Annotated in this window: 22 protein-coding genes and 1 pseudogene; 10 read left to right on the top strand and 13 right to left on the bottom strand. The window is 60.3% G+C overall.

Features of this window, described 5'->3' with window-relative positions:
- The first annotated feature begins 4 nt into the window (after nt 1–4).
- Entirely contained in the window at nt 5–616 is a 612-nt protein-coding gene (locus PVE98_RS00220) for a glutathione S-transferase (protein ID WP_096072259.1), read from the top strand.
- A gap of 169 nt (nt 617–785) precedes the next feature.
- On the opposite strand, the gene PVE98_RS00215 is transcribed toward PVE98_RS00220, so the two are convergent.
- The 4 genes from PVE98_RS00215 to glyQ all read right to left on the bottom strand — a co-directional run bounded on the left by PVE98_RS00215 (nt 786) and on the right by glyQ (nt 4626).
- The gene (locus PVE98_RS00215) at nt 786–1103 is read right to left on the bottom strand and encodes a DNA-binding transcriptional regulator (protein ID WP_048781293.1); all 318 of its coding nucleotides are present in this window, start codon (nt 1101–1103) and stop codon (nt 786–788) included.
- The gene (locus PVE98_RS00210) at nt 1096–1485 is read right to left on the bottom strand and encodes a type II toxin-antitoxin system RelE/ParE family toxin (RefSeq protein WP_096072260.1); all 390 of its coding nucleotides are present in this window, start codon (nt 1483–1485) and stop codon (nt 1096–1098) included. The genes PVE98_RS00215 and PVE98_RS00210 overlap by 8 nt, the downstream gene beginning before the upstream one ends.
- Nucleotides 1486–1635: 150 nt before the next feature.
- The gene (glyS, locus tag PVE98_RS00205) at nt 1636–3705 is read right to left on the bottom strand and encodes a glycine--tRNA ligase subunit beta (protein ID WP_033755530.1); all 2070 of its coding nucleotides are present in this window, start codon (nt 3703–3705) and stop codon (nt 1636–1638) included.
- A gap of 9 nt (nt 3706–3714) precedes the next feature.
- Nucleotides 3715–4626 carry a glycine--tRNA ligase subunit alpha gene (glyQ, locus tag PVE98_RS00200; protein ID WP_033755527.1) on the bottom strand — a complete coding sequence of 304 codons (912 nt, stop codon included), beginning with the start codon at nt 4624–4626 and terminating at the stop codon, nt 3715–3717.
- A gap of 192 nt (nt 4627–4818) precedes the next feature.
- On the opposite strand from glyQ, the gene PVE98_RS00195 reads away from it, so the two are divergent.
- Complete coding sequence (locus PVE98_RS00195) at nt 4819–5814, top strand: acyltransferase (RefSeq protein ID WP_096072261.1); 996 nt, start codon at nt 4819–4821, stop codon at nt 5812–5814.
- Here the strand turns inward: PVE98_RS00195 and PVE98_RS00190 are convergent.
- From PVE98_RS00190 to xylA, 4 genes are all read right to left on the bottom strand, one after another.
- Nucleotides 5799–6731 carry a GlxA family transcriptional regulator gene (locus PVE98_RS00190; protein WP_096072262.1) on the bottom strand — a complete coding sequence of 311 codons (933 nt, stop codon included), beginning with the start codon at nt 6729–6731 and terminating at the stop codon, nt 5799–5801. The two genes, PVE98_RS00195 and PVE98_RS00190, sit on opposite strands and share 16 nt — an antisense overlap.
- A 17-nt stretch (nt 6732–6748) precedes the next feature.
- Entirely contained in the window at nt 6749–7288 is a 540-nt protein-coding gene (locus PVE98_RS00185) for an isochorismatase family protein (protein WP_033755522.1), read from the bottom strand.
- A gap of 99 nt (nt 7289–7387) precedes the next feature.
- Nucleotides 7388–8830, bottom strand: coding sequence for a xylulokinase (gene xylB / locus PVE98_RS00180; protein ID WP_096072263.1), 1443 nt, complete (start codon nt 8828–8830; stop codon nt 7388–7390).
- 18 nt (nt 8831–8848) lie between these two features.
- Nucleotides 8849–10171 carry a xylose isomerase gene (xylA, locus tag PVE98_RS00175; protein WP_033755517.1) on the bottom strand — a complete coding sequence of 441 codons (1323 nt, stop codon included), beginning with the start codon at nt 10169–10171 and terminating at the stop codon, nt 8849–8851.
- 341 nt (nt 10172–10512) lie between these two features.
- Here xylA and xylF point away from each other — a divergent pair.
- From xylF to xylR, 4 genes and pseudogenes are all read left to right on the top strand, one after another.
- Nucleotides 10513–11505, top strand: a pseudogene (xylF, locus tag PVE98_RS00170) (D-xylose ABC transporter substrate-binding protein).
- Between the two features lie 29 nt (nt 11506–11534).
- Nucleotides 11535–13055, top strand: coding sequence for a xylose ABC transporter ATP-binding protein (locus PVE98_RS00165; protein WP_313619359.1), 1521 nt, complete (start codon nt 11535–11537; stop codon nt 13053–13055).
- Nucleotides 13048–14223, top strand: a complete 1176-nt coding sequence (gene xylH / locus PVE98_RS00160; protein ID WP_096072266.1) for a xylose ABC transporter permease XylH — start codon at nt 13048–13050, stop codon at nt 14221–14223. The genes PVE98_RS00165 and xylH overlap by 8 nt, the downstream gene beginning before the upstream one ends.
- A 92-nt stretch (nt 14224–14315) precedes the next feature.
- Nucleotides 14316–15494, top strand: coding sequence for a D-xylose utilization transcriptional activator XylR (gene xylR / locus PVE98_RS00155; protein ID WP_033793021.1), 1179 nt, complete (start codon nt 14316–14318; stop codon nt 15492–15494).
- Nucleotides 15495–15524: 30 nt separating this feature from the next.
- Here the strand turns inward: xylR and PVE98_RS00150 are convergent, their stop codons facing one another.
- The 5 genes from PVE98_RS00150 to PVE98_RS00130 form a co-directional block, all read right to left on the bottom strand.
- Nucleotides 15525–16601 carry an ROK family protein gene (locus PVE98_RS00150; protein WP_227741465.1) on the bottom strand — a complete coding sequence of 359 codons (1077 nt, stop codon included), beginning with the start codon at nt 16599–16601 and terminating at the stop codon, nt 15525–15527.
- Nucleotides 16602–16821: 220 nt separating this feature from the next.
- A complete protein-coding gene (gene dnaC, locus PVE98_RS00145) occupies nt 16822–17562 on the bottom strand; it encodes a DNA replication protein DnaC (protein WP_033755501.1) in 741 nt (246 codons plus the stop codon).
- The gene (gene dnaT, locus PVE98_RS00140; RefSeq protein ID WP_033755499.1) at nt 17562–18098 is read right to left on the bottom strand and encodes a primosomal protein DnaT; all 537 of its coding nucleotides are present in this window, start codon (nt 18096–18098) and stop codon (nt 17562–17564) included. The genes dnaC and dnaT overlap by 1 nt, the downstream gene beginning before the upstream one ends.
- A 103-nt stretch (nt 18099–18201) precedes the next feature.
- Nucleotides 18202–18879, bottom strand: a complete 678-nt coding sequence (locus tag PVE98_RS00135; protein ID WP_033755498.1) for a hypothetical protein — start codon at nt 18877–18879, stop codon at nt 18202–18204.
- Between the two features lie 76 nt (nt 18880–18955).
- The gene (locus PVE98_RS00130; protein ID WP_033755496.1) at nt 18956–19645 is read right to left on the bottom strand and encodes a hypothetical protein; all 690 of its coding nucleotides are present in this window, start codon (nt 19643–19645) and stop codon (nt 18956–18958) included.
- A 140-nt stretch (nt 19646–19785) separates the two neighbouring features.
- On the opposite strand from PVE98_RS00130, the gene PVE98_RS00125 reads away from it, so the two are divergent.
- The 4 genes from PVE98_RS00125 to PVE98_RS00110 all read left to right on the top strand — a co-directional run bounded on the left by PVE98_RS00125 (nt 19786) and on the right by PVE98_RS00110 (nt 23359).
- On the top strand, nt 19786–20367 hold the full coding sequence (locus PVE98_RS00125; protein WP_096072268.1) for a DNA-3-methyladenine glycosylase I: 582 nt from the start codon (nt 19786–19788) through the stop codon (nt 20365–20367).
- Nucleotides 20368–20455: 88 nt separating this feature from the next.
- Entirely contained in the window at nt 20456–21118 is a 663-nt protein-coding gene (locus tag PVE98_RS00120; RefSeq protein WP_033755493.1) for an OmpA family lipoprotein, read from the top strand.
- 161 nt (nt 21119–21279) lie between these two features.
- The gene (locus PVE98_RS00115; RefSeq protein ID WP_096073852.1) at nt 21280–22266 is read left to right on the top strand and encodes a LacI family DNA-binding transcriptional regulator; all 987 of its coding nucleotides are present in this window, start codon (nt 21280–21282) and stop codon (nt 22264–22266) included.
- A 67-nt stretch (nt 22267–22333) separates the two neighbouring features.
- A complete protein-coding gene (locus PVE98_RS00110) occupies nt 22334–23359 on the top strand; it encodes a LacI family DNA-binding transcriptional regulator (RefSeq protein ID WP_096072269.1) in 1026 nt (341 codons plus the stop codon).
- Nucleotides 23360–23488: the final 129 nt, after the last annotated feature.

Genomic DNA, 23488 nt, shown 5'->3' with positions numbered 1-23488 from the left:
TGCGATGAAACTGATCGGCAGCTATACCAGCCCTTTTGTACGGAAAATATCTGTCATCCTGCTGGAAAAAGGCATCGTGTTCGAATTTGTTAACGATGCGCCCTACAGTCCTGACAGCCACGTCGCGCTCCACAATCCGCTGGGCAAAGTGCCGACGCTGATTGACGATAGCCAGCAGGCCTGGTTCGACTCCTCGATTATCGCGCAGTACCTGGAACTGCGCGGCGACGCGCCCGCGCTGCTGCCGGAGGACGCCTGGCTGGCGCTGCATATTCGGCAGACCGAGCGGCTGGCGGACGGCGTCAGCGACTGCGCCAGTATCATCGTGCGCGAGAAGCTGCGCGCGCCGGAGCAGCAGTCCGCCGAAGTGCTGACGCGTAACCGGGAAAAGATCCTGCGCAGCCTGGATAAGCTGGAAGCGATTGCGGCGGAAGGTCGTTTGCTGAATAACGGCACGCTGAATCTTGCCGATATCGCCGTGGGCTGCACTATCGGCTATATCAACTTTCGTCATGTGGTGCCGAACTGGTGCGTGGATCGCCCGGCGCTGGTGAAGCTGGCGGAGCAGCTGTTTCAGCGCGAGAGCTTTGCGCGCACCGCGCCGCCGGCTGCGTAACGCGTATCGCAAATAGCCATGCTTAGCGCTTAGATTATAAAGCGCGCTCTGAGCGCTGTAGCATGACGGCAAGCGATCCGAGGGAAACAATATTGATTGTGCGCTTTTAGAGAAAGGAAAATGAGATGCACAGCGAAAAACGCTGTTACTTCTTTTAGCTGACAGCGCCTCAACACATAAATATTTCCGGACCTTTATCGGAAATCATATTAATAATGCGCAACACGGCCTGATTCGGTTTACTTTCTCCCCGCTCCCATTTTGACACGCTTTCAACAGACATGCCGGTCGTGCGCGCCAGAACTGACTGAGAAAGCTTCCAGCGCAGGCGGACTGCCTTAATTTCTTCGCCCGTCATCGGACGAACCTCAGGAATATCCGCAGCTTTAATGCGAGCTTCAATCGTTTTGAGGGTTTCGTCTTTCACAACGCCGTGCTTGTTATAACGTTTCGCCATAGCATAGATATTTTTCAAATCATCACTCATCGCAATTAACCTCAAATAGTTCTTTCTCTTCAAGAAGCGCTTTTATTCTGCTCTCATCCATTTCTATAAAATCCGAAGCGATGCTGCAAAAAATGTCTATTTCAGCGTCTTCAATTTCCTTACCTTTCTTTTTAGTAAGCGAGCTTTTCGCGTAAAGGTAAAAAAAGTACAGATGCTCACCGTCATTAAAGAAAATGATTGAGCGTGCGCCATCTCTCTCACTAACTTTCGGCAGGGCCATTCGCCTTTTATAGGTAAATTTCCCCAACTGACTTCCTTTTAGCCCGCTAAAAACCTTTCGGGCGGTTTTACAAAGAATTTTATCAGTAATTCCCAACCGCCTGCGCTCTGCGTCGAACTCAGGCGTTAAATAAACGCCCATATATCCCTCTACATCCTTGTAACCCGTAACGGATACTATAGTCTTCCTTACGGGTTTGATCAATCAGGCTGCCATGCTTCTCTGAAAACAAAAAGGCCGACAATCATGTCGGCCTTTACGTTTATTACTGGCTTAAACCTGGTTACAGGCTTACTGCAGCAGCGAAATATCCGCAACCTGCAGGAACAGCTCGCGCAGCTTCGCCAGCAGCGTCAGGCGGTTGACGCGCACTTCAGCGTCGTCGGCGTTGACCATCACCTTGTCGAAGAAGTTATCGACCGCCTCGCGCAGCTGCGCCAGTTCGATCAGCGCATCCTGATAGCGGCCCTCTGCGAAGTAGGGCTGCAGTTTATCGCCGAGCGCGGTCACGAAGGTCGCCAGCTGGATCTCTTCGTTCTCTTTCAGCAGCGACGCCTGCACGCTGTCGTTCAGCGTTTCGGTCGATTTCGCCAGAATGTTGGAGACGCGCTTGTTCGCCGCTGCCAGCGCCGCCGCTTCGTCGAGCGTGCGGAAGTGCGATACCGCCTTCATACGCGCGTCGAAATCAGCCGGACGGGTCGGACGACGCGCCAGCACCGCCTGCAGCGTATCGACGCTGTGGCCCTCTTCCTGATACCAGCTGCGGAAGCGACCCAGCATAAAGTCGATAACGTCATCGACCACTTTGCCGTTGCTCAGCTTGCTGCCATACAGGCGCACCGCTTCTTCCGTCAGGGTCTGCAGATCGAGCGGCAGGTTCTTCTCAACGATGATGCGCAGCACGCCCAGCGCGGCACGGCGCAGCGCAAACGGATCTTTGTCGCCCTTCGGATGCTGACCGATGCCGAAGATGCCCGCAAGGGTATCCATCTTGTCGGCGATCGCCAGCGCGCAGGCCACCGGGTTAGAAGGCAGATCGTCGCCGGCGTAGCGCGGCTGATACTGCTCGTTAAGCGCGACCGCCACATCTTCGGCTTCGCCATCGTGACGCGCATAGTGCATGCCCATCACGCCCTGGGTGTCGGTAAACTCAAACACCATATTGGTCATCAGGTCGCACTTGGAGAGCAGGCCGGCGCGCGTCGCGTGATTCACGTCTGCGCCAATCTGCGCGGCGATCCAGCCCGCCAGCGCCTGAATGCGATCGGTTTTGTCGCGCAGCGTGCCGAGCTCTTTCTGGAACAGCACGGTTTCAAGGCGCGGCAGATGATCTTCCAGCCGTTTTTTGCGGTCGGTATTAAAGAAGAATTCAGCATCCGCCAGACGCGGACGCACCACCTTTTCGTTACCGGCGATAATCTGCTGCGGATCGCTCGAGGCGATATTGGTGACGAAGATAAAGTTCGGCAGCAGCTTGCCCGCGTCGTCATAGACCGGGAAATATTTCTGATCGCCCTTCATGGTGTAGACCAGCGCTTCCGCCGGCACCTTGAGGAATTTCTCTTCGAAGGTCGCCGTCAGCACCACCGGCCACTCCACCAGCGAGGTGACCTCTTCCAGCAGGCTGTCGCTCAGGTCGGCGTTGCCGCCCAGCTGGCGCGCCGCCGCTTCGGCATCGGCTTTAATCTGCGCCTTGCGCACGGCGTAGTCGGCGATAACTTTACCGCGCGTTTCCAGAATCTCTGGATACTGGTCGGCATGGTCGATGGTGAATTCAGGCTCGCCCATAAAACGGTGACCGCGAATCGTGCGACCTGACTCAATGCCGAGGATGGTCGCCGGGAGCAGCTCGTCGCCCAGCAGCAGCGTCACGGTGTGCACCGGACGGACAAACTGCACGTCGCTCGCGCCCCAGCGCATCAGTTTCGGGATCGGCAGCTTGCCGAGCGCGGTGGCGATCATGCCGGGCAGCAGCGACTGGGAAGATTCGCCTTTCACCTGCGCGCGGTAAACCAGCCATTCGCCTTTGTCGGTGCTCAGGCGCTCGGCCTGATCGACGGTGATGCCATTGCCGCGCGCCCAGCCTTCCGCCGCTTTGGTCGGTTTGCCGTCGGCGTCAAAGGCGGCGGAGACCGCCGGGCCGCGTTTTTCAACTTCGCGATCGGGCTGCGCGGCGCTCAGGCTCGCTACTTTCAGCGCCAGACGGCGCGGCGCGGCGTACCAGCGCACTTCGCCGTGCGCCAGGCCGGCGCTATCCAGCTCGGCGGTAACCTGCGCAGCAAAGGCTTCGGCCAGGCTGCGCAATGCTTTCGGCGGCAGCTCTTCGGTGCCGATTTCCACCAGAAACGTTTTTTCAGTCATGGCTGCCTCTTACTTGTTGTTATTGCACATCGGGAAGCCCAGTGCCTCGCGGGAGGCGTAGTAGGCTTCAGCCACGGCTTTGGTCAGGGTGCGGATGCGCAGAATATAGCGCTGGCGCTCGGTCACGGAGATCGCCTTACGCGCGTCCAGCAGGTTAAAGCTGTGCGCGGCTTTCAGGATGCGCTCATAGGCCGGCAGCGGCAGCGGTTTTTCCAGCGCCAGCAGCTGCTGCGCCTCTTTCTCGTACTGCTCGAAGCAGGTAAAGAGGAAGTCGACGTCGGCGTATTCGAAGTTGTAGGTAGACTGCTCGACTTCGTTCTGATGGAACACGTCGCCATAGGTAGTTTTACCCAGCGGACCGTCGCTCCAGACCAGATCGTAAACGCTGTCGACGCTCTGGATATACATCGCCAGGCGCTCAAGGCCGTAGGTGATCTCGCCGGTCACCGGCTTGCACTCCAGGCCGCCCACCTGCTGGAAGTAGGTGAACTGCGTCACTTCCATGCCGTTGAGCCACACTTCCCAGCCGAGGCCCCACGCGCCAAGCGTCGGGTTTTCCCAGTTATCTTCCACGAAGCGGATATCATGCACGGTGGGATCGATGCCCAACTCTTTCAGCGATCCGAGATACAGCTCCTGAATGTTGTCCGGCGACGGCTTGATGATCACCTGGAACTGGTAGTAGTGCTGTAGGCGGTTCGGGTTTTCGCCGTAGCGCCCGTCGGTCGGACGGCGCGACGGTTGCACGTAGGCTGCGGCAATCGGCTCTGGTCCGAGTGCGCGCAGGCAGGTCATAGGGTGTGAAGTGCCAGCGCCCACTTCCATGTCCAGCGGCTGAACGATGGTGCAGCCCTGACGCGCCCAGTAATCCTGCAATGTCAGGATCAGGCCCTGAAAGGTTTTGGTATCAAACTTTTGCATGATGATTTCGCACGCGATTCGGGTAGATGAAAAAAGAGTGCGCCAGTATACCCTTTGACCGCGCGATGTGCAGCCGGAAATCCTGCCGGGCGCGGGCGTGCCAGACGGCTCCGAATCCTGCCGCGAAAAGTTGTCGCACGCATCGCGACTGTCTACCCTTCTTCGCACTATCGTGATGCGCAAGAGGACCCGATGTCGCACAAGATTTGCTGGATCGACAATTTACGCGCGGTCGCCTGTTTGATGGTGATCGTGATCCATACCACCACCTGGTACATTACCGGCCCGATGGCGGTGACCGGCCACTGGTGGGATATCGCCAACCTGCTTAATTCCGCGTCGCGCGTCTGCGTGCCGCTCTTTTTTATGATCTCCGGCTACCTGTTCTTCGGCGAACGCAGCGCGCAGCCGCGCCATCTGCTGCGGCTGGTGCTCTGTCTGCTGTTTTACAGCGCGGTGGCGCTGGCCTATATCACCTGGCTGACGCCCATCAGCGAAGGGCGCTCGCTGCTGAAGATGCTGCAAAAGCCGGTGTTTTATCATCTGTGGTTTTTCTTCGCGCTGATCGGCATCTATCTGCTGTCGCCGCTGATTCAGGTGAAAGCGGTGCAGGCGCGCTATGTGGCGCTGCTGGTCATTGTGCTTGCGGTGCTGGCGAACCCGAACACGGTGGATCAGGCGGTGGGGCCGTTTCACTGGCTGCCGGTGAATCTCTACGTCAGCGGCGACAGTATCTACTATCTGCTCTATGCCCTGCTGGGGCGCGCCATCGGCACCATGGAGACAGCAAAGCGCGGCGTGACGCCGCTGGCGGCGGGGCTGTTCGCCGCCTGCGTTATCGGCATTACCTTCGGCACGAAACAGGCGCTGATTGCTAACGGCGCCTTTAACGACCGCTGGTATCTTTACTGTGGCCCGCTGGTGTTTATCGCCGCCATCAGCCTGCTGGTGCTGTTCAAGAACGCCCTGAACGCCCGCACACTGCCGGTGCTCGGCACGCTTTCACGCTACTCGCTGCCGATCTACGGCTTTCACGCGCTCTTTATTCACTTCCTGCGTACCCGCCACTATGACGATATGTCGCGACCGTTGCTCGATTTGCCCTGGGTGTTCGGCGTCACGCTGGTGGGCAGCCTGCTACTGGCGATGGGCCTGCAGCGCCTCGACAGGCGTCACTGGGTAAGCTGATCGCGCCAGCGATCGCGGGCGCGCCGCAGCTGGCGCGCCGAAGAAAACCCCGCCGCCAGCGCCGCTTTTTCCGCGCCTTCGCCCTGCTGCTGGCGCTGGCGCGCGATGCCCAGCCGCAGCTGCTCGTGGTAGTCGCGCACGCTGATGCCCAGATGCTGACGAAACAGCCGCGCCAGATGGCGGCCGCTGACGTGGACGCGCGCGGCGAGATCCTCCAGCGACCAGCTGTGCTCGGGATGGGCGATCATGGCGTCCTGCGCGCGGTGTATCGCCGGATGCAGATGATTGCGGTAGCGCAGCCAGGGCGACAGCTGCGGATCGTCGCCGGAGCGGCGGAACCACACCACCATTTCGCGCGCCACTTCCAGCGCCGTCTGCGCGCCGCACAGCCGGTTAATCAGGTGCAGCGAGAGATCGATTCCGGCGGTAATGCCTGCGCTGGTCCAGATATTGTCGTCGTCGACGAAGACGCGGTTTTCCTTTACCAGCGCGGCGGGCGCCGCGGCTTTCAGCCTTGAGAGCACCTCGTGATGGGTCGTGCACTGCACGCCGTCGAGCAACCCGGCCTGCGCCGCCAGCAGCGCGCCGGAACAGACGCAGATCAAGGAGAGCTGCCGCGCGCGCAGCAGCGGCTGCTGACGCTGCAGCCAGCGTCGCGCCACTTCCGCCTGCGGCGTGGCGAACCAGATGGCGGAGTCGCAGACGCCCGGCACCACCAGCAGGCAGTCGGGCGGCAGGCTTTCCGGCAGCGGCTCAATATTGGCGATGGTCATCTGCGTGGAGCTTACAACCGATTCCTGCGGGCCGATATAGCGCAGCGCGAAGCGATCTCCCGCCAGCCGCAGCGTTTCCGCCGGTCCGGTCAGGTCGAGCGCCATCACGCCAGGCAAGGTAAGAAACAGGACGGTTTGCGGCATCGCGCCACTCCTTGTGATCAAACGCGCGCCAGGCACGCTTCCACGCTCACCACCTCGGCAAAGCGGTTAACCAGTACGGTTTCGGTACGGTGAATCAGTTCGGCGCTGCTGAGGGTGACGCCGTTGTGCGTCATCGGGAAGGTCAGCGTCGCCTCAGAGACAAACAGTACCTTAAAACCGAGATCGGACGCCACGCGCGCGGTGGTTTCGCAGCACTGCTCGGTGCGGATGCCGCTAATAATCAGGGTATCGATTGAGCGTTCCTGCAGCCAGGGCAGCAGCCCCGATTCGGTCAGCGCGTTATGCACGTGTTTCTGCACGCTGAACGTCGCCTCGTGCTGCAAAAAGTCCATTCGCTTTACCCAGCCGGACGCCAGCGAGAAGGGGCCCTGCGGCGCGACGTGAAATACGTCCACCACCGGCATCCCTTTCGCCTGACAGCCTTCGATCAGCGCGCTGATATTGCGCTGAAACGCCGGAACATCGGCTTCCTGCCAGAAGTCGCGGTGCAAAAAAGAGTGCTGAACGTCTATTACCAACAGCGCTGCCTGTGCCATTTTCGGCCTCCTGAGAAATGAATTCAGGCCCATCATGACGGGCCTGACGCGCAGGAAGAAGGCCAAATCGGGACAAGATGGCGACAGTGCGGGACAAGCCTACCGCATCAGCGGCGCCAGCTGCGCGTAGAGGCGGGCAAAGGTGTCGCGCAGCGGCTGATAGCGCTGATGGCGCGCCGCATCGGGCTGATGGCGCTGCACCCGCGTCAGCGCGGGCAGCGTGGTCTGCGGGTCGAGCGCCAGCTGCGCCAGACGCGCCGCGCCCAGCGCCGGACCGACCTCGCCGCCCTGACAGTAATCAAGCGTCTGGCCGCTGATATCCGCCAGCATCTGCCGCCACAGCGCGCTGCGCGCGCCGCCGCCGATCAGCATAATGCTGGAGGGCGCGACGCCGCACTCGTGCACCGCGTCCATGCCCTGCGCCAGCGCGTAGCCGACGCCCTCCAGCACCGCGCGCGCCAGCTCCGGCCGACCGTGCTGGTGCGTCAGGCCGAAAAAGACGCCTGTCGCCTGCGGGTTGTTGTGCGGCGTGCGTTCGCCGGAGAGATAGGGCAGAAACCACAGCGGCGCCGCGTTTTCATCGGCGCGTTCCGCTTCCGCCAGCAGCTGCGGCACGTCGGCGCAGCCGGTCAGCGCCGCCGCCCAGTCGAGACAGGCGGCGGCGCTGAGAATAACCGACATCAGATGCCAGCGCTGCGGCAGCGCATGGCAGAAGCTGTGCACCGCGCGCTGCGGATTGCTGAGGTAGCCGTCGCTGACCACGAAATAGACGCCGGAGGTGCCGAGCGACAGCATGCCCTGCCCCGGCTCGGTCATGCCGACGCCCACTGCGCCCGCGGCGTTGTCGCCGCCGCCCGCCACCAGCGGCACCGGCGGCATGCCCCAGCGCGCCGCGATCTCGCCGCTCAGCGAACCGGTAACGCCATTGCCTTCGAACAGCCGCGGCATCTGGTCGCGCGTCAGGCCGCAGGCGTCGAGCATCAGGTCGCTCCAGTCGCGGCGCGCCACGTCGAGCCACATCGTGCCTGCCGCATCGGACATATCGCTGGCGAAGTCGCCGCTCAGCCGCCAGCGCAGGTAGTCTTTCGGCAGCAGCACCTTCGCCACCCGCTGAAAAATATCGGGCTCATGCTGCCGCACCCACAGTAGTTTGGGCGCGGTAAAGCCGGGCATCATCAGGTTGCCGGTGATCTGGCGCGACGCGGGCACGCGCTGCTCCAGCTCGCGGCACTGTTCGCCGCTGCGCCCGTCGTTCCATAAAATGGCCGGACGCAGCACGCGATGCTCGCTGTCCAGCAGCGTCGCGCCGTGCATCTGACCGCTCAGGCCGATGGCCTTCACCTCGCCGAGCGCATGCTGCTGCGCCAGCGCCTGCATCGCCTGGTCGGTCGCCAGCCACCAGCTTTCGGGATCCTGCTCGCTCCAGAGCGCGTGCGGACGCGACACCTGCAGCGGCGCGCTGCTGACCGCCGCCACCTCGCCCTGCGCATTCAGCAGCGCCACCTTGACCCCGGACGTGCCTAAATCGATCCCGATATACATGCCTTACTCCCGGTTGTTTCAGAAATCATAAAGATAGTGGTTCACCAGGTTTTCCAGCTGTTCCTGGCGGCCGCTGTGATGCTGCGGATTGAACTGCTGCTGCTGAGCATGCGCCGCCAGCGAGGCAAGGGAAAACTCCCCTTTCAGGATTTGCTGGCCGAACTCGCCATTCCAGCCGCTGTAGCGCTGCGCCACGCGCTTATCGAGTTCACCCGCTTCCACCATGCGCGCCGCCGCTTTCAGCGCCAGCGCCATGGTATCCATCGCGCCGATATGGCCGTAAAAGAGGTCATATTTGTCAGTGCTCTGGCGACGCACTTTAGCGTCAAAGTTCAGGCCGCCGGTGGTGAAGCCGCCCGCTTTAATAATCTCGTAGAGCACCAGCGCGTTCTCTTCGACGCTGATCGGGAACTGGTCGGTATCCCAGCCGCACTGGACGTCGCCGCGGTTGGCGTCCACCGAACCGAAAATGCCCAGCGCAATAGCGGTGGCGATCTCATGATGAAACGAGTGACCCGCCAGCGTGGCGTGGTTCGCCTCGACGTTAACCTTGATCTCTTTCTCCAGCCCGAACTGCTTCAGGAAGCCGTACACCGTCGCCACGTCATAATCATACTGATGTTTGGTCGGCTCCTGAGGCTTCGGCTCGATCAGCAGCATGCCCTGAAAGCCGATTTTATGCTTATGCTCCACCACCATCTGCATAAAGCGGCCAATCTGCTCGCGCTCCTGACGCAGATCGGTATTCAGCAGGGTTTCATAGCCTTCGCGGCCGCCCCACAGCACGTAATTTTCGCCGCCCAGCGTCTGCGTCGCCTGCATGGCGCTGCACACCTGGCTCGCCGCCCAGGCGAAGATTTCCGGATCGGGGCTGGTCGCCGCGCCGGCGCCGTAGCGCGGATGGGTAAAGCAGTTGGCAGTGCCCCACAGCAGCTTCACGCCGCTTTCCTGCTGTTTTTCCAGCAGCTTGTCGGTCATCACCGCAAAATTTTCCTGATAGCTGCGCAGCGAGTCCCCTTCCGGCGCGACGTCGACGTCGTGAAAGCAGTAGTAAGGCACGTTCAGCTTGTGAAAAAACTCAAACGCCACGTCCGCTTTCAGCTTCGCCAGCTGCAGCGCATCGCCGCTCTTTTGCCACGGGCGGTCGAAGGCGCCGACGCCGAACATATCCGCGCCGTTCCAGCAGAAGGTATGCCAGTAGCAGGCGGCGAAACGCAGATGTTCAGCCATGGTTTTACCGAGGATGACCTCGTCAGGATTGTAATGGCGGAAAGCCAGTGGATTAGTGCTCTTTACCCCTTCAAAACGAACGCGTTCGATCTGGTCGAAATAGGCGTGCATGTTTCGCTCCTCAGCGTGAAAACCCGGACAGTCGGCCGTGAGCCTTTATATTGCTTGCGCCTTTTCCGCCGGCTCAATTACGATATTTCACACCACACTTGAGATAATTAATATTTGTGCGCCCGTTCGCAAATTAATAATCAAGCCGCGCGCATTCGCCCTCCACTGCTCTTAAAAGCGATAAATCTCGATCCCGCTCATAAAAACAGAAATAAACCAAAAAACGTAATCGCCGGATAAAAATCAGTAATTGATGTTGCCGGAAAGCCAGGTCAACAATTCAACCGCCTGGACTCATGCGATAACGACAACAGCCTCAACCTACAGACAGGATGAACATCATGAAAATGAAACTTACGCTGTTAGCCGCCTGCGCCGCGCTGGCGCTCTTCAGCCACGTCGGCGCAGCGAAAGAAGTGAAGATCGGCATGGCGATTGACGACCTCCGCCTTGAGCGCTGGCAAAAAGATCGCGACATCTTCGTTAAGTAGGCGGAATCGCAGGGCGCGAAAGTGTTCGTGCAGTCGGCCAACGGCAATGAAGAGACGCAAATGTCGCAAATAGAAAATATGATCAACCGCGGCGTCGACGTGCTGGTGATCATTCCCTATAACGGCCAGGTATTAAGCAACGTCGTCGCCGAGGCGAAACGCGAAGGCATTAAAGTGCTGGCCTATGACCGTATGATAAATAACGCGGATATCGATTTTTATATTTCGTTTGATAATGAAAAAGTCGGCGAACTTCAGGCGGAAAGTATTGTTAAGCAGGTGCCGAAGGGAAACTATTTTCTGATGGGCGGATCGCCGGTGGATAATAACGCGCATCTGTTTCGCGCCGGTCAGATGAAGGTGTTAAAACCCTATATCGACAACGGCAGCATTAAAGTCGTCGGCGACCAGTGGGTTGACGCCTGGCTGCCGGAAAACGCGCTGAAGATCATGGAAAACGCCCTGACCGCCAACAGCAATCACATCGACGCCGTCGTCGCCTCCAACGACGCCACCGCAGGCGGCGCGATCCAGGCGCTCAGCGCGCAGGGGCTGGCGGGCAAAGTCGCCATCTCCGGCCAGGACGCCGATCTCGCCGCCATCAAGCGCATCATCAACGGCACGCAAACCATGACGGTGTATAAGCCCATTACCCAGCTTGCGACCGAAGCCGCCAACATCGCCATCGAACTCGGCAACGACAAAACACCCGCCAGCAACGGCAAGCTGAATAACGGTCTGAAAGAGGTGCCTTCGCGCCTGCTGACGCCGATCCCGGTCAATAAAGAAAACATCGACAGCACCGTGGTGAAAGACGGTTTCCATAAAAAGAGCGAGCTCTGAGCGCGCGCGGCCGCGAAGAGGAGAGATCGATGCTGCTGGAAATGAACAATATCACCAAGCGTTTCGGCGCGGTGAAGGCGCTGGATAACGTCAGCCTGCGGCTGGACAGCGGCGAAGTGATGTCGCTGTGCGGCGAAAACGGCTCGGGCAAATCCACGCTGATGAAGATTCTGTGCGGGCTCTATCCGCACGGCGAATTCGACGGTGAGATTTATTTCGCCGGAGACAAAATTCAGGCGCAGACCATCCGCGATACCGAACGCAGAGGCATTGTGATTATCCATCAGGAGCTGGCGCTGGTGCGGCAGCTGACGGTCATGGAGAACATCTTTCTCGGCGCGGAGCTGGGCCGCTTCGGCATCGTCGACGACGAAACCATGACGCTGCGCTGCCAGCAGCTGCTGGCGCGGGTCAGGCTCGACGTCTCGCCCAACGCCCGGGTCGGCGATCTGGGCCTGGGGCAGCAGCAGCTGGTCGAGATCGCCCGCGCGCTGAATAAGCAGGTGCGGCTGCTGATCCTTGATGAGCCGACCTCCTCGCTGACCGAACGTGAAACCGAAGTGCTGCTGAGCATTATCAATAACCTGCGTGACCACGGCATCGCCTGCATCTACATTTCCCACAAGCTCAACGAGGTGAAAGCGATCTCCGACACCATCTGTGTTATTCGCGACGGCAAGCCCATCGCCACCCGTCCAGCCGCCGGACTCAGCGAGGATGACATCATTACCATGATGGTGGGCCGCGAGCTGACCGCGCTCTATCCGCATCAGCGGCACGCCATCGGCGACACGGTGCTGCGCGTCGAGCACCTTACCGCCTGGCATCCGGTTAACCGGCAGGTGCGCCGCGTCAACGACGTTTCCTTCACCCTGAAGCGCGGCGAGATCCTCGGCATCGCCGGGCTGGTCGGCGCCGGCCGCACCGAAACGGTCCAGTGCCTGTTCGGCGTCTGGCCGGGACGCTGGCAGGGCGATATCTGGATTAACGATAAGAAGGTTCAGGTTCGCGACTGTCAGCAGGCGATAGCCCAGGGCATCGCCATGGTGCCGGAGGACCGCAAAAAAGATGGCATCGTGCCGCTGATGGGCGTCGGCAAAAATATTACCCTCGCGGCGCTGGATCAGTTCAGCCGCCGCTTCGCGCCGCTGGACGAGACGCGCGAGCAGCACGTCATTAATGACGCTATCGCGCGGCTGCGGGTCAAAACCTCGTCGCCGGAACTGCCCATCGGCCGACTGAGCGGCGGCAACCAGCAGAAGGCGATTATCGCCAAATGTTTACTGCTGAACCCGCAGATCCTGATCCTCGACGAGCCGACGCGCGGCATCGACGTCGGCGCGCGTCAGGAGATCTATCAGCTGATCAACAGCCTGGTGCAGCAGGGGATCGCCGTGATCGTTATCTCGTCCGAACTCCCTGAAGTGCTGGGCCTGAGCGATCGCGTGCTGGTGATGCACGAAGGACGGATCAAAGCCGATCTGATAAACAATAACCTGACTCAGGAGCAAGTGATGGAAGCGGCCCTGCGGAGTGAACATTATGCTTAAAACCGAAAGTCGTCAGGGCGCGCTGCCAGGCGCGCCGTCGCCAGGCAAATTCTCGCTGCCCAACCTGCAGGTGCTGGTGATGCTGGGCGCCATTCTGGCGATCGCCCTGTTCTTTACCTGGACCACCGACGGCGCCTGGCTCAGCCCGCGCAACGTCTCGAACCTGCTGCGGCAAACCGCGATCACCGGCATTCTGGCGGTCGGCATGGTGTTCGTCATTATTTCGGCGGAGATCGATCTATCGGTAGGCTCGATGATGGGCCTGCTGGGCGGCGCGGCGGCGATTTTCGACGTCTGGCTCGGCTGGCCGCTGCCGCTGACGATAGCGGTGACGCTGTTGATGGGGCTGCTGCTGGGCACCTGGAACGGCTGGTGGGTGGCCTACCGCAAAGTGCCGTCGTTTATCGTTACGCTGGCTGGCATGCTGGCGTTCCGCGGCATTCTGGTGGGGATCACCAACGGCACCACGGTCGCGCCGACCACGCCGGCCATGTCGCAGATCGGGCAGAGCTATCTTTCGGACGGCGTCGGCTTCGGTTTCGGCATCGCCGGTCTGGCGCTGTTTATGCTGTGGCAGTGGCGGCTGCGGCTGCGCCGTCAGCAGCTCGGACTGACGCAGTCTGCCGCCGGCGGCACCGTGGCGCGTCAGGCGCTTACCGCAGTGCTGGTGCTGGGCGCGATCTGGCTATTGAATGACTACCGCGGCGTGCCAACGCCGGTGCTGCTGCTGGCGTTGCTGCTGCTGGGCGGCATGTTTATGGCGACGCGCACCGCCTTTGGCCGCCGCATCTACGCCATCGGCGGCAACCTGGACGCCGCGCGGCTGTCGGGCATTAACGTGGCGCGCACCAAGCTGGCGGTATTCGCCATCAACGGCGTGATGGTGGCGATCGCCGGGCTGATCCTCAGCTCGCGCCTCGGCGCCGGCTCGCCGTCGGCGGGCAATATCGCTGAGCTGGACGCCATCGCCGCCTGCGTCATCGGCGGCACCAGCCTGGCGGGCGGCGTGGGGTCGGTCGCGGGCGCGGTCATGGGCGCTTTTATTATGGCCTCGCTGGATAACGGCATGAGCATGATGGACGTGCCCACCTTCTGGCAGTACATCGTCAAAGGGGCGATTCTGCTGCTGGCGGTGTGGATGGATACCGCCACGCGTCGCCGGGTCTAATCGCGTCGGGGATCACAACCTGGCGCAAACAATTTCTGCTGTTCATCCGGCCGTGCTATGCATTGCGCTGGGATTCAGGAGAGCGCGCCACTATGCATGAAAAACGCTATCGCATTACGTTGCTGTTCAATGCCAATAAGGTCTACGACCGTCAGGTGGTAGAGGGTGTCGGCGAGTATTTACAGGCGTCGCAAACCGACTGGGATATTTTTATCGAGGAGGATTTCCGCTGCCGCATCGACAATATCCGCGAATGGCTGGGTGATGGCGTGATCGCCGACTATGACGATAGCTCGATCGAGCAGCTGCTGGCGAACGTCGAGGTGCCGATTGTCGGCGTCGGCGGCTCTTACCATCGCCAGCAGGATTATCCGCCGGTGCACTATATCGCCACCGACAACGCGGCGCTGGTGGAGAGCGCCTTTCTTCATCTCAAAGAGAAGGGTATCAACCGCTTCGCCTTTTATGGGCTGCCCGCCTCCAGCGGCAAGCGCTGGGCGCAGGAGCGCGAACACGCCTTTCGTCAGCTGGTGCAGCGCGAGCGCTATCAGGGCGTGGTCTATCAGGGCATGAATACCGCGCCGGAAAACTGGCAGCATGCGCAGAACCGGCTGGCCGACTGGCTGCAAACCCTGCCGCAGCAGACCGGCATTATCGCGGTCACCGACGCCCGCGCGCGTCATCTGCTGCAGGCGTGCGAATATCTCAAAATTCCGGTGCCGGAAAAGCTGAGCGTGATCGGCATCGACAACGAAGAGCTGACGCGCTATCTGTCGCGCGTCGCGCTCTCGTCGGTAGCGCAAGGCACGCGGCAGATGGGCTATCAGGCTGCCAAACTGCTGCATCGCCTGCTGGACAAACAGCCGCTGCCGCTGCAGCGCATTCTGGTGCCGCCGATGAAAGTGATTGCCCGACGTTCGACCGATTTCCGCTCGCTGCGCGATCCGGCCGTGATTCAGGCCATGCACTATATTCGCTTCAACGCCTGTAAAGGCATCAAAGTAGAACAGGTGCTGGATGCGATCGGCCTGTCGCGCTCTAATCTTGAGAAACGCTTTCGCGATGAAACCGGCGATACGATTCACGCCATGATCCACCGCGAGAAACTGGAAAAAGCGCGCGAGCTGCTGGCCTCTTCCTCGCTGAACATTAATGAGATTTCCCAGATGTGCGGCTATCCTTCGCTGCAATATTTTTATTCGGTATTTAAGAAAAGCTATGCCAGCACGCCAAAAGAGTACCGACAGCATCACGGCGAAAGCCTGATGTAAAATGGCGGCGGCGTGATAAAGCCGCTCTCTTCATCCCTGACGTTGTTCATACTGCTCAACCACCGCCAGCGACAGCCCTACCGCCGGATCGAGACGCGTCTGTAAAAAATGCAGCGTGGTGTTCTGGAAGGTAAAAGCTGGCGTACTGGACGCGATCCGTTTGCGCACCGTGTCGCAAAACATCGGGTGCACATTCCAGGGCGCGTCGATAATAATCGTGGTCGGATTGAGCAGCAGGATAATCTGGCTCATCGCCTTAGCGAGAAAACCACCCGCCTGCTGCATCACCTCATCCACCACCTTCGGCGCCTCGTCGCGCGTCTGCCAGCTTAAGCCGGGACGGCGCTGGGCCAGCTGCTGCTCTATCGCCGGTTTGCTGAGCAGCGCTTCGGCGCATCCCTGGCGTCCGCAGCGACAGCGCGGGCCATCCGGCTGCACGCTGAGATGCCCTGCTTCGCCCGCGGTCCAACTGTTGCCGGTCACTACTTCGCCCTGCTGCACCAGCGCGCCGCCCATGCCTTCGGCAATCCGCAGGTAGAAGTGGCTGCCCGCCGCTCTCAGCCCAAGCTGCTGTACCGCCAGCAGCGCCGAGGCCTTGACGTTATTCATCACGCGCAGCGGTACATCCACCTTTTGTTTGATCGGCGTCAGCAGATCGACATCCTGCCAGCCCAGATGGGTTGAAAGATGCATCCAGCCGCGTTCGGGATCGACGATGCCGGGAAACCCCAGCCCGATGCCCAGCAGCTGCGGATGCTTCTCCGCCAGTTCGCCGCACAGGGTTGCTACCTCATCCAGCAGCTTTTTCGGGTTAGCGGTATCGACGCGGCGCGTCTGCTCCACCATCACCTGCGAAAAGTAGTCGCAGACGCGCCAGTAAATCGCGTTGCGCTCCACCATCACGCCCGCGCTTTTCAACTGTTCCGGGCGCAGGGCGATCTCAATCTTCGGGCGTCCGGCGGCGCCTGCGCTAATCGTCCCCAGCTCCTGAAGCAGCGACCTTTCCAGCAGTTCGTCGACGATCAGCGACACCGTATTTTTGCTGAGCGACAAGATGTGGGCTAAATCCTGACGCGACGTTACGCGCAACCGACGAAGCTGCGTCATCACGCGCTTCTGGTTGTTAAGTCTGAGTAGTGCAGGGCCTTTACCCATATTCATTACAGCGCTCATCTGACGGGCAACATATCTTTCAGTGTAACAGCGCCGGGACGCCTCTTATCTGGCACTTTTGCGCGCTGTTTCACACAAGTCACAGCAGAGGGCGGCGCAAAGGAAAGACGTAAAAAAACCGGGTCGCGCCCGGTTTCTTGCAGGGAAGAGAAAATTAATATTCGTCGCCGCGCACGCGGCTGCGGTAGCTTTCCCAGTCGAAGCGCACCCACATGCTGTTACCGAGACGCATGCGGTCCATCACGCGCTCGCCCAGCAGGGTATTCATACCGGCGGGATCGAGGTTAGAGAGCATCCCGGTCGGACGCTTCGAAGAGGAGCGACGATCGACGATCTGGTTGATAATCACCTTTTCGTAGCGCGACTCGCTCTGCATACCGATCTCGTCAATCACCAGCAGATCGACGCTGCTGAGATCCTGCAGCAGTCGCTCTTCAGTGATGTCGCTACCGCCGCTAAAGGTGCCTTTCATGCTCGACATCAGATCCGCAACGGTGACGATCAGCACACTTTTGCCGCGCAGGATCAGATCGTTGCCGATAGCCGCCGCCAGATGGTTTTTGCCGGTGCCGGGACGGCCGGAAAAGACGAAGCTGGCGATGCTGCCCTCAAAATCGTCCGCATACTGGCGTGCCATCGCCAGTGCTCTGCGCTGACCTTCATTCTCGACGCGATAGTTATCGAACGAGCAGTTCATATGCAGCTCGCGAATGCCGGAGCGTCCCATTACGCGCTGCATTTTCATGGCGCGGTTTTCACGCACGATGGACTCCGAACGCAGGCGGCCCTGCTCCTGGTTCCAGGCCAGCAGCTCTTCACCGCTGGTGAACTTCGGCTGGACGTTGGCGGGCATCATTTTTTTCAGACGGCTGAACAGATCGGTCGGCGTTTTCATTACTCACCTCGAAACCCATCGGGAATGTTGTAATCAGTATTGCTGATTTGCGTAATATCGCGTTTGGGCTGGCCGCCGCTGGCGGCGCGATTCATCTGTACGCTGCGCGCCAGCTTTTGCTGCCACTGCACATGGTGGAACAGACGGCCTTCCGCCTGCCAGTAGGCGACGAAAGCGGCCAGCTCGGCAGGCGTTACCGGCTCGCTCAGGGCCACGCCCCAGATAGCGGCCTGACGCTGAAAATCGGCGTCGGGCTGCCAGCCGGCATACATCGCGAACTTGCCCGCCGGCGTCGGCAGAGAAGCTGGCAGGTCGTCATATAAGCTGTCGTCCAGCGTTACGTCGCTGGGATGCGCCGCCGCCGCCTCCAGCGCCAGCAGATGCGCCAGCCGCTCGGGCGTCACGGCGTAAAACGCCGGCGCGTAATTATCCAGCACCGCCAGCGTGCCGTTTTCCGCCTGCTGCAGCGCCTGATGCGGATCCTGGCGGAAGGCGTCCAGACCAATAAGCGTAGAAGTAAGAATTTTGACTGACATGATGAAACCTGACGTTGACCTGCACGCTGCGCCGGCAGAGCGCCGGCGCACAAGTCTTTATTGTACCTTTTTTAGCGTCCTGGATCGCCAAAAAAGGCGTCGGTCAGGAGGACCAGGAAGCGGACTCTGCGGAAAGAGCGGTCTGAACCGGTTCGGCGGCTTCTGCCCTGACGCGCACCGGGCGGGTTTGCCACAGGTAGCGCGTCGAGGCGAGCCAGCAGATGCTGTAGCCCAGCAGCTCGGTGCCCTCCTCGGCGATGTTTTTCACTACGCGGTTGTAGCCGTCCAGCATCAGGTGCTGCCACAGCTGATGCATGCCGAACAGGCGGGAGAACACCAGCACGATCAGCATGCCGCTGACGGTCATCAGCCAGCAGCGATCCGTCACGAAGGCGACCAGCCCGTCCAGCGTGCTGCGCGGCGACCGCAGCGCCATCGCCAGACTGGCCGCAGCGGTCGCCAGCGCGAACCACACCCAGCTGCCGTGCTCGACGACGTCGAATACGAAGTCGAGCTCGCGGATCAGCATGCAGCTGTAGAAGCCGCCGATCAGGATCAGCGCGCCGCGCTGATCGGGACGCCGATGCGCCGACCAGAAGAACATCGCCGCGACGGAGGCGAGCATCACTTCCTGCAGCGTCTCCGTAATCGACGTTTCATGCATGGCGTCGTTCATCCAGTTTACGTCGATATAGATGCTCGACATCATCAGCACAAGAAACAGTGTTGCAAATAAAAAAGCCGCGCATTCACGGCCGAGGATTGAAATTTGTTCGCGCATATTATTACCACTATTATGATTAGCGCGCTTATTATATGGCGTTACTCACCCGCCCTTTCTCATTTTATGCCCCATGTTAAAAACTGGCGCTAACGCCGAGGCTGTAAATAAACTGCTCGCCGCTGTTTAGCGCATCGTTTTGCGAAAATGCCGCGAATGCCGCAACGTTGTGATTCAGGGGAATATGCGCACCGACGCTGACGTCGACCCAGCCCGCTTCGCGCGCGGCTGGATCGTCCGGTGAACGATCGCGCGACTCACCGGTCAGGCTATCGCCGGGCTGATAGCTATAGCTAAGCTGCGCGTAAGGCGCGATCCCGCCCAGCCGGGTATCGACCCGCCAGCCTAAGCTCGCGACGCCGTCGCGGCTGAAATCGCATTGCGGACAGCTGAGCGGCGCGGTCGCGGGCGCATACTGCGCCACCGGCCCGGTCGTCAGCGATGCGCCCAGCGGCAGCTCCCAGCCGGCGCTGTAGCGCGTGCCGGTCGGCACCGGCTCGGCGCGCAGCGTGAAGGGGGACGGGGACGAATTGAGCGCCGCGTCCAGAAAGTTCATCTGCGCGTCGCTGCCGACGATCAGATGATTTCGGGAAATCTTTTCCGCAAGAATAGTGTCGTAATCGGGCCGATCGCGCAGGCGATCGTCCGGCGATGACAGGGTCTCGCCGCTCCAGGCAAACAGGGGCGTCGCAGAACAAAAAAGCAACGCACTACTCAGCCCCAGCGCCGTAAGGCGCTGGCTGGCACACTGACTTTTCTGCAACATGAAAAACTCCAGACGATGCTGAAGAGAACGATCGGCGCTATTTAAGAAACTGTTTTATCACGCCTGCTGTTTAACTATTAACCGACTAAACGTAAGATCAAGCGCCGTCACAAAATTTTCTCTTTATCAGGATAAAGAACATGCAACGATGCGGCTGGGTCACTCAGGACCCGCTTTACCTGGCCTACCACGATCGTGAGTGGGGCATTGCGCAAAACGAAAAGCAGGCGCTGTTTGAGATGCTCTGTCTGGAAGGTCAGCAGGCGGGGCTCTCCTGGATCACCGTACTGAAGAAGCGAGAGCATTATCGCCATGCCTTTCACGGCTTCGACCCTCAGGCGGTGAGCTTAATGGATGAAGAAGATCTGACGCGCCTGCTGCAAGACAGCGGACTGATACGCCATCGCGGCAAACTCGCCGCCATTATCGGCAACGCGCGCGCTTATCTTGCGATGGAAGCGAAAGGCGAAGATTTCGCGCGCTTCGTATGGAATTTTGTCGATAACCAGCCGGTTGTGCATCGCTTTGCCCACTATAAAGAGGCGCCGACCACCTCACAACAGGCTATCGCGCTGTCGAAGGCCTTAAAGCAGCGTGGTTTTAAATTCGTCGGCCCGACAATTTGCCACTCCTTTATGCAGGCCTGCGGGCTGATTAGCGATCATCAGACAGACTGTTTTTGCCATCCTGACAACCTTTTACGCGCAAACCAGACAAAATAAGAGTTTCCCTCACCCCTTCTCTCTTTTTAAGCGGCATAATCTCGCCGCTTTAAAGACGTAATGTCTTTGTTTGATTTAGGGAATGAGCATGTATAAAAAATCGTTTTCGCTTTGCCTGTTACTGAGCGGCAGTCTGGTACTGTCGGGTTGTACCGTTAATCCATACACCAATGAATCCCAGGCCGGCAAATCCGGCATCGGCGCAGGCCTTGGCGCACTAATGGGCGCCGGGGTCGGCGTTCTCTCCTCATCGAAGAAAGATCGCGGCAAAGGCGCGCTGATTGGCGCGGCATCCGGCGCGGCGCTTGGCGGCGGCATCGGCTACTACATGGATGTGCAGGAAGCCAAGCTGCGCGAAAAAATGCGCGGCACCGGCGTCAGCGTGACGCGTCAGGGCGACAACATCGTGCTGAATATGCCGAATAACGTCACCTTCGACTCCAGCAGCAGTAGCCTGAAAGCGGCGGGCGCCAATACGCTGACCGGCGTGGCTATGGTGCTGAAAGAGTATCCGAAAACCGCGGTAAACGTCGTGGGCTACACCGACAGCACCGGCTCGCGCGCGCTGAATATGCGTCTGTCGCAGCAGCGCGCCGAGAGCGTCGCCGGCGCGCTGATTACCCAGGGCGTCGCGGCGGATCGTCTGCGCACCCAGGGTCTGGGCCCGGACAATCCGGTTGCCACCAACAGCACCGAAGCAGGCAAGGCGCAAAACCGCCGCGTAGAAATTACGCTTAGCCCGATCGGCTGATGCGAAAACGCCCCGAAACGGGGCGTTTTTCGCCAAAATGCGATTTTTTTGGCATTTTTACGCGCTTTTTTCGACAAAACAGGGCGGATGACATGCAACCTGTAGTGCCAAAACAGACTTTATGTTAGCGTGAAAAAAACGTGTTCAGCGAGTCGTCCAGCATGTCACTAAAAGCCATTGCCAGCGAATTAGGGTTGTCCGTTACCACGGTTAGCCGGGCGTTAAACGGCTATGAGGATGTGGCGGAGGAGACCCGTAAACGCGTGGAAGCAGAAGCGCAGCGTCGCGGCTATCGCCCCAACGCCGCCGCGCGCCGTCTGAAAACCGGCCGCGCCAATGCGGTAGGTTTAGTTTTCCCCGTCAGCACCTCGCCCATCAGCGACTGCCGCTTCAGCGAGATGCTGCTGACGCTCGATCAGCGCCTGGCGCAGAGAGAGATCGACCTGATGCTGCTGGTGGATAAGCCCCATGACGGGCCGCGTCCCCTGACGCGTCTGCTGCGCAGCCGAGTGCTGGATGCGCTCATCGTCACCCATACCCTGCCGCAGGATGAACGCCTGCTGAGCCTGCAGCAAAAAAACTTTCGCTTTATCACGCTCGGCCGCAGTGATCTGCCGCAGCCCTATGCCTGGCTCGACGTCGATCACCACCATGGCTCGCGCCTGGCGGTAGAAGCCTGTCTACAGCAGGGAGTGACGCGCATCGCCTGGTTGGGCAGCGACGAAGGCACCACTTTTGTACGCGACCGCCGTCAGGGTTTCCTCGACGCGATGGGCGCCGTCACGCCGGTCGATATCGTCGCCGTGCCGCCGTCGCGTCGCGTCGGCTATCAGCAAACCGCCGCCTGGCTGGCGCAGGATGCGTCACTGCAGGCGATTATCGCCGACAGCAGCGCGCTGGCGGAGGGCGCGGCGCTGGCGATGCAGCAGGCGAACCGGCTGCACGGCAGCAAGGCGATTCGCCTCTATGCCTGGGAAGGCTTGCCGCGCGAAGCGATCGTCGAGGCGCCGGCGATCGCTATCCGTCAGGCCTCGGATAGCGAAACCGGCGATCAGCTTGCCGATCTGGTGGTGCAGATGCTTGACGGCGCGCCGCTGGAAGCGCTTCAGCTGTTGCGCCAGCCCTGGCTGGAGGGCGCGCCGTGCTGATCGCGTTTTTTGCGACAGACCGCGCCTGTGCTAGTCTCTGCCTGTTTCTCTTTTTGCAGGTACCGACATGAAGAACAGACCGCCTCGCGCCACCATTAGCGATGTTGCTCGCAGCGCGCGAACCGGTAAAACCAGCGTGTCTCGCTATCTCAACGGCGAGCAGCATCTTCTTTCCGCCGATCTAAAAGCCCGCATCGAACAGGCGATCGCCGAGCTCGACTATCGCCCCAGCCAGATGGCGCGCGGGCTGAAGCGCGGCCGCACGCGGCTGATCGGACTGATTATCGCAGACATCACCAATCCCTATTCCGTCGACGTGATGTGCGGCATCGAAGCCGCCTGCCGCGAGCGCGGCTTTACGCTGCTGATGTGCAACACCAACAATGAAGTGGATCTGGAGCAGCACTATCTGCAGCTGCTGAGCAGCTATCAGGTAGAAGGGGTAGTGGTGAATGCCGTTGGCATGCGCGAAGAGGCGCTGAGCCGCCTGCAGCAGTCGCTGCTGCCGATGGTGCTGATCGACCGAAAAATTCCCGATTTCGCCTGCGATGTCGTTGGCCTGAACAACGCCGAAGCCACGGAGATCGCCACGCAGCATCTGCTTGATAACGGCTATGAGGCGCTGCTGTTTTTGAGCGAGCCGCTGGGCAGCGTTAACACGCGCCGCGAACGCCTGCAGGCGTTCCGTCAGCGGCTCGCCGCCTGGCCGCAGATTGCGCATGAGAACGCCGAGGTGCCGCTGCATCAGCCTGCGGCGCTGGATGCGCTGCTGCTGGACTATACGCAGCGTCAGCGCGGAAAACGCGCGGCGGTGATGGTGGCGAACGGCGCCATGACGCTGCAGGTTGCGCGCGCGATGCAGCGTGTCGGCCTGCGCTGGGGCGAAAATATCGGCCTGCTCGGCTTCGACGAGCTGGAGTGGGCCGCGCTGGCTGGCGTCGGCATCACCACGCTGCGACAGCCCACCTGGCAAATCGGCTATGCGGCGCTGGAGCGGCTGATCGCCCGCATCGACGGCAGCGCCGGGCCCGCCGCCGAACAGGTTTTCTCCGGCGAGCTGGTGGTGCGCGGCTCTAGTCGGCCCCTCGCCTGATCCCCGCTTGTTTTCCCTCTCTCGTGCTCGCTTCGTGAGCACGATCATAGTTTCAGCCTCTGCCTCTTTGCTTTGGAACCGGTTCCAATTAACGTTTTCCCTGTAACTTTTGCTTAACGCGCATTCCAG

It is taken from the genome of Pantoea sp. GABEPS69 (assembly GCF_045780835.1).
GTDB lineage: Bacteria > Pseudomonadota > Gammaproteobacteria > Enterobacterales > Enterobacteriaceae > Pantoea > Pantoea septica.
This window is presented reverse-complemented; position numbering and strand designations above follow the sequence as displayed.

What these genes read in the sequence shown, in the direction of transcription:
- PVE98_RS00115 (WP_096073852.1), top strand. Translation starts at nt 21,280, where the DNA reads ATGTCACTAAAAGCCATTGCCAGCGAATTAGGGTTGTCCGTTACCACG.
- xylB (WP_096072263.1), bottom strand. Translation starts at nt 8,830, where the DNA reads ATGTATATCGGGATCGATTTAGGCACGTCCGGGGTCAAGGTGGCGCTG.
- PVE98_RS00165 (WP_313619359.1), top strand. Translation starts at nt 11,535, where the DNA reads ATGCTGCTGGAAATGAACAATATCACCAAGCGTTTCGGCGCGGTGAAG.
- PVE98_RS00110 (WP_096072269.1), top strand. Translation starts at nt 22,334, where the DNA reads ATGAAGAACAGACCGCCTCGCGCCACCATTAGCGATGTTGCTCGCAGC.
- PVE98_RS00190 (WP_096072262.1), bottom strand. Translation starts at nt 6,731, where the DNA reads ATGCCGCAAACCGTCCTGTTTCTTACCTTGCCTGGCGTGATGGCGCTC.
- xylA (WP_033755517.1), bottom strand. Translation starts at nt 10,171, where the DNA reads ATGCACGCCTATTTCGACCAGATCGAACGCGTTCGTTTTGAAGGGGTA.
- PVE98_RS00130 (WP_033755496.1), bottom strand. Translation starts at nt 19,645, where the DNA reads ATGTTGCAGAAAAGTCAGTGTGCCAGCCAGCGCCTTACGGCGCTGGGG.
- dnaC (WP_033755501.1), bottom strand. Translation starts at nt 17,562, where the DNA reads ATGAAAACGCCGACCGATCTGTTCAGCCGTCTGAAAAAAATGATGCCC.
- PVE98_RS00120 (WP_033755493.1), top strand. Translation starts at nt 20,456, where the DNA reads ATGTATAAAAAATCGTTTTCGCTTTGCCTGTTACTGAGCGGCAGTCTG.
- glyS (WP_033755530.1), bottom strand. Translation starts at nt 3,705, where the DNA reads ATGACTGAAAAAACGTTTCTGGTGGAAATCGGCACCGAAGAGCTGCCG.
- PVE98_RS00195 (WP_096072261.1), top strand. Translation starts at nt 4,819, where the DNA reads ATGTCGCACAAGATTTGCTGGATCGACAATTTACGCGCGGTCGCCTGT.
- glyQ (WP_033755527.1), bottom strand. Translation starts at nt 4,626, where the DNA reads ATGCAAAAGTTTGATACCAAAACCTTTCAGGGCCTGATCCTGACATTG.
- dnaT (WP_033755499.1), bottom strand. Translation starts at nt 18,098, where the DNA reads ATGTCAGTCAAAATTCTTACTTCTACGCTTATTGGTCTGGACGCCTTC.
- PVE98_RS00215 (WP_048781293.1), bottom strand. Translation starts at nt 1,103, where the DNA reads ATGAGTGATGATTTGAAAAATATCTATGCTATGGCGAAACGTTATAAC.
- PVE98_RS00125 (WP_096072268.1), top strand. Translation starts at nt 19,786, where the DNA reads ATGCAACGATGCGGCTGGGTCACTCAGGACCCGCTTTACCTGGCCTAC.
- PVE98_RS00185 (WP_033755522.1), bottom strand. Translation starts at nt 7,288, where the DNA reads ATGGCACAGGCAGCGCTGTTGGTAATAGACGTTCAGCACTCTTTTTTG.
- xylR (WP_033793021.1), top strand. Translation starts at nt 14,316, where the DNA reads ATGCATGAAAAACGCTATCGCATTACGTTGCTGTTCAATGCCAATAAG.
- PVE98_RS00150 (WP_227741465.1), bottom strand. Translation starts at nt 16,601, where the DNA reads ATGACGCAGCTTCGTCGGTTGCGCGTAACGTCGCGTCAGGATTTAGCC.
- PVE98_RS00135 (WP_033755498.1), bottom strand. Translation starts at nt 18,879, where the DNA reads ATGCGCGAACAAATTTCAATCCTCGGCCGTGAATGCGCGGCTTTTTTA.
- PVE98_RS00210 (WP_096072260.1), bottom strand. Translation starts at nt 1,485, where the DNA reads ATGGGCGTTTATTTAACGCCTGAGTTCGACGCAGAGCGCAGGCGGTTG.
- PVE98_RS00220 (WP_096072259.1), top strand. Translation starts at nt 5, where the DNA reads ATGAAACTGATCGGCAGCTATACCAGCCCTTTTGTACGGAAAATATCT.
- xylH (WP_096072266.1), top strand. Translation starts at nt 13,048, where the DNA reads ATGCTTAAAACCGAAAGTCGTCAGGGCGCGCTGCCAGGCGCGCCGTCG.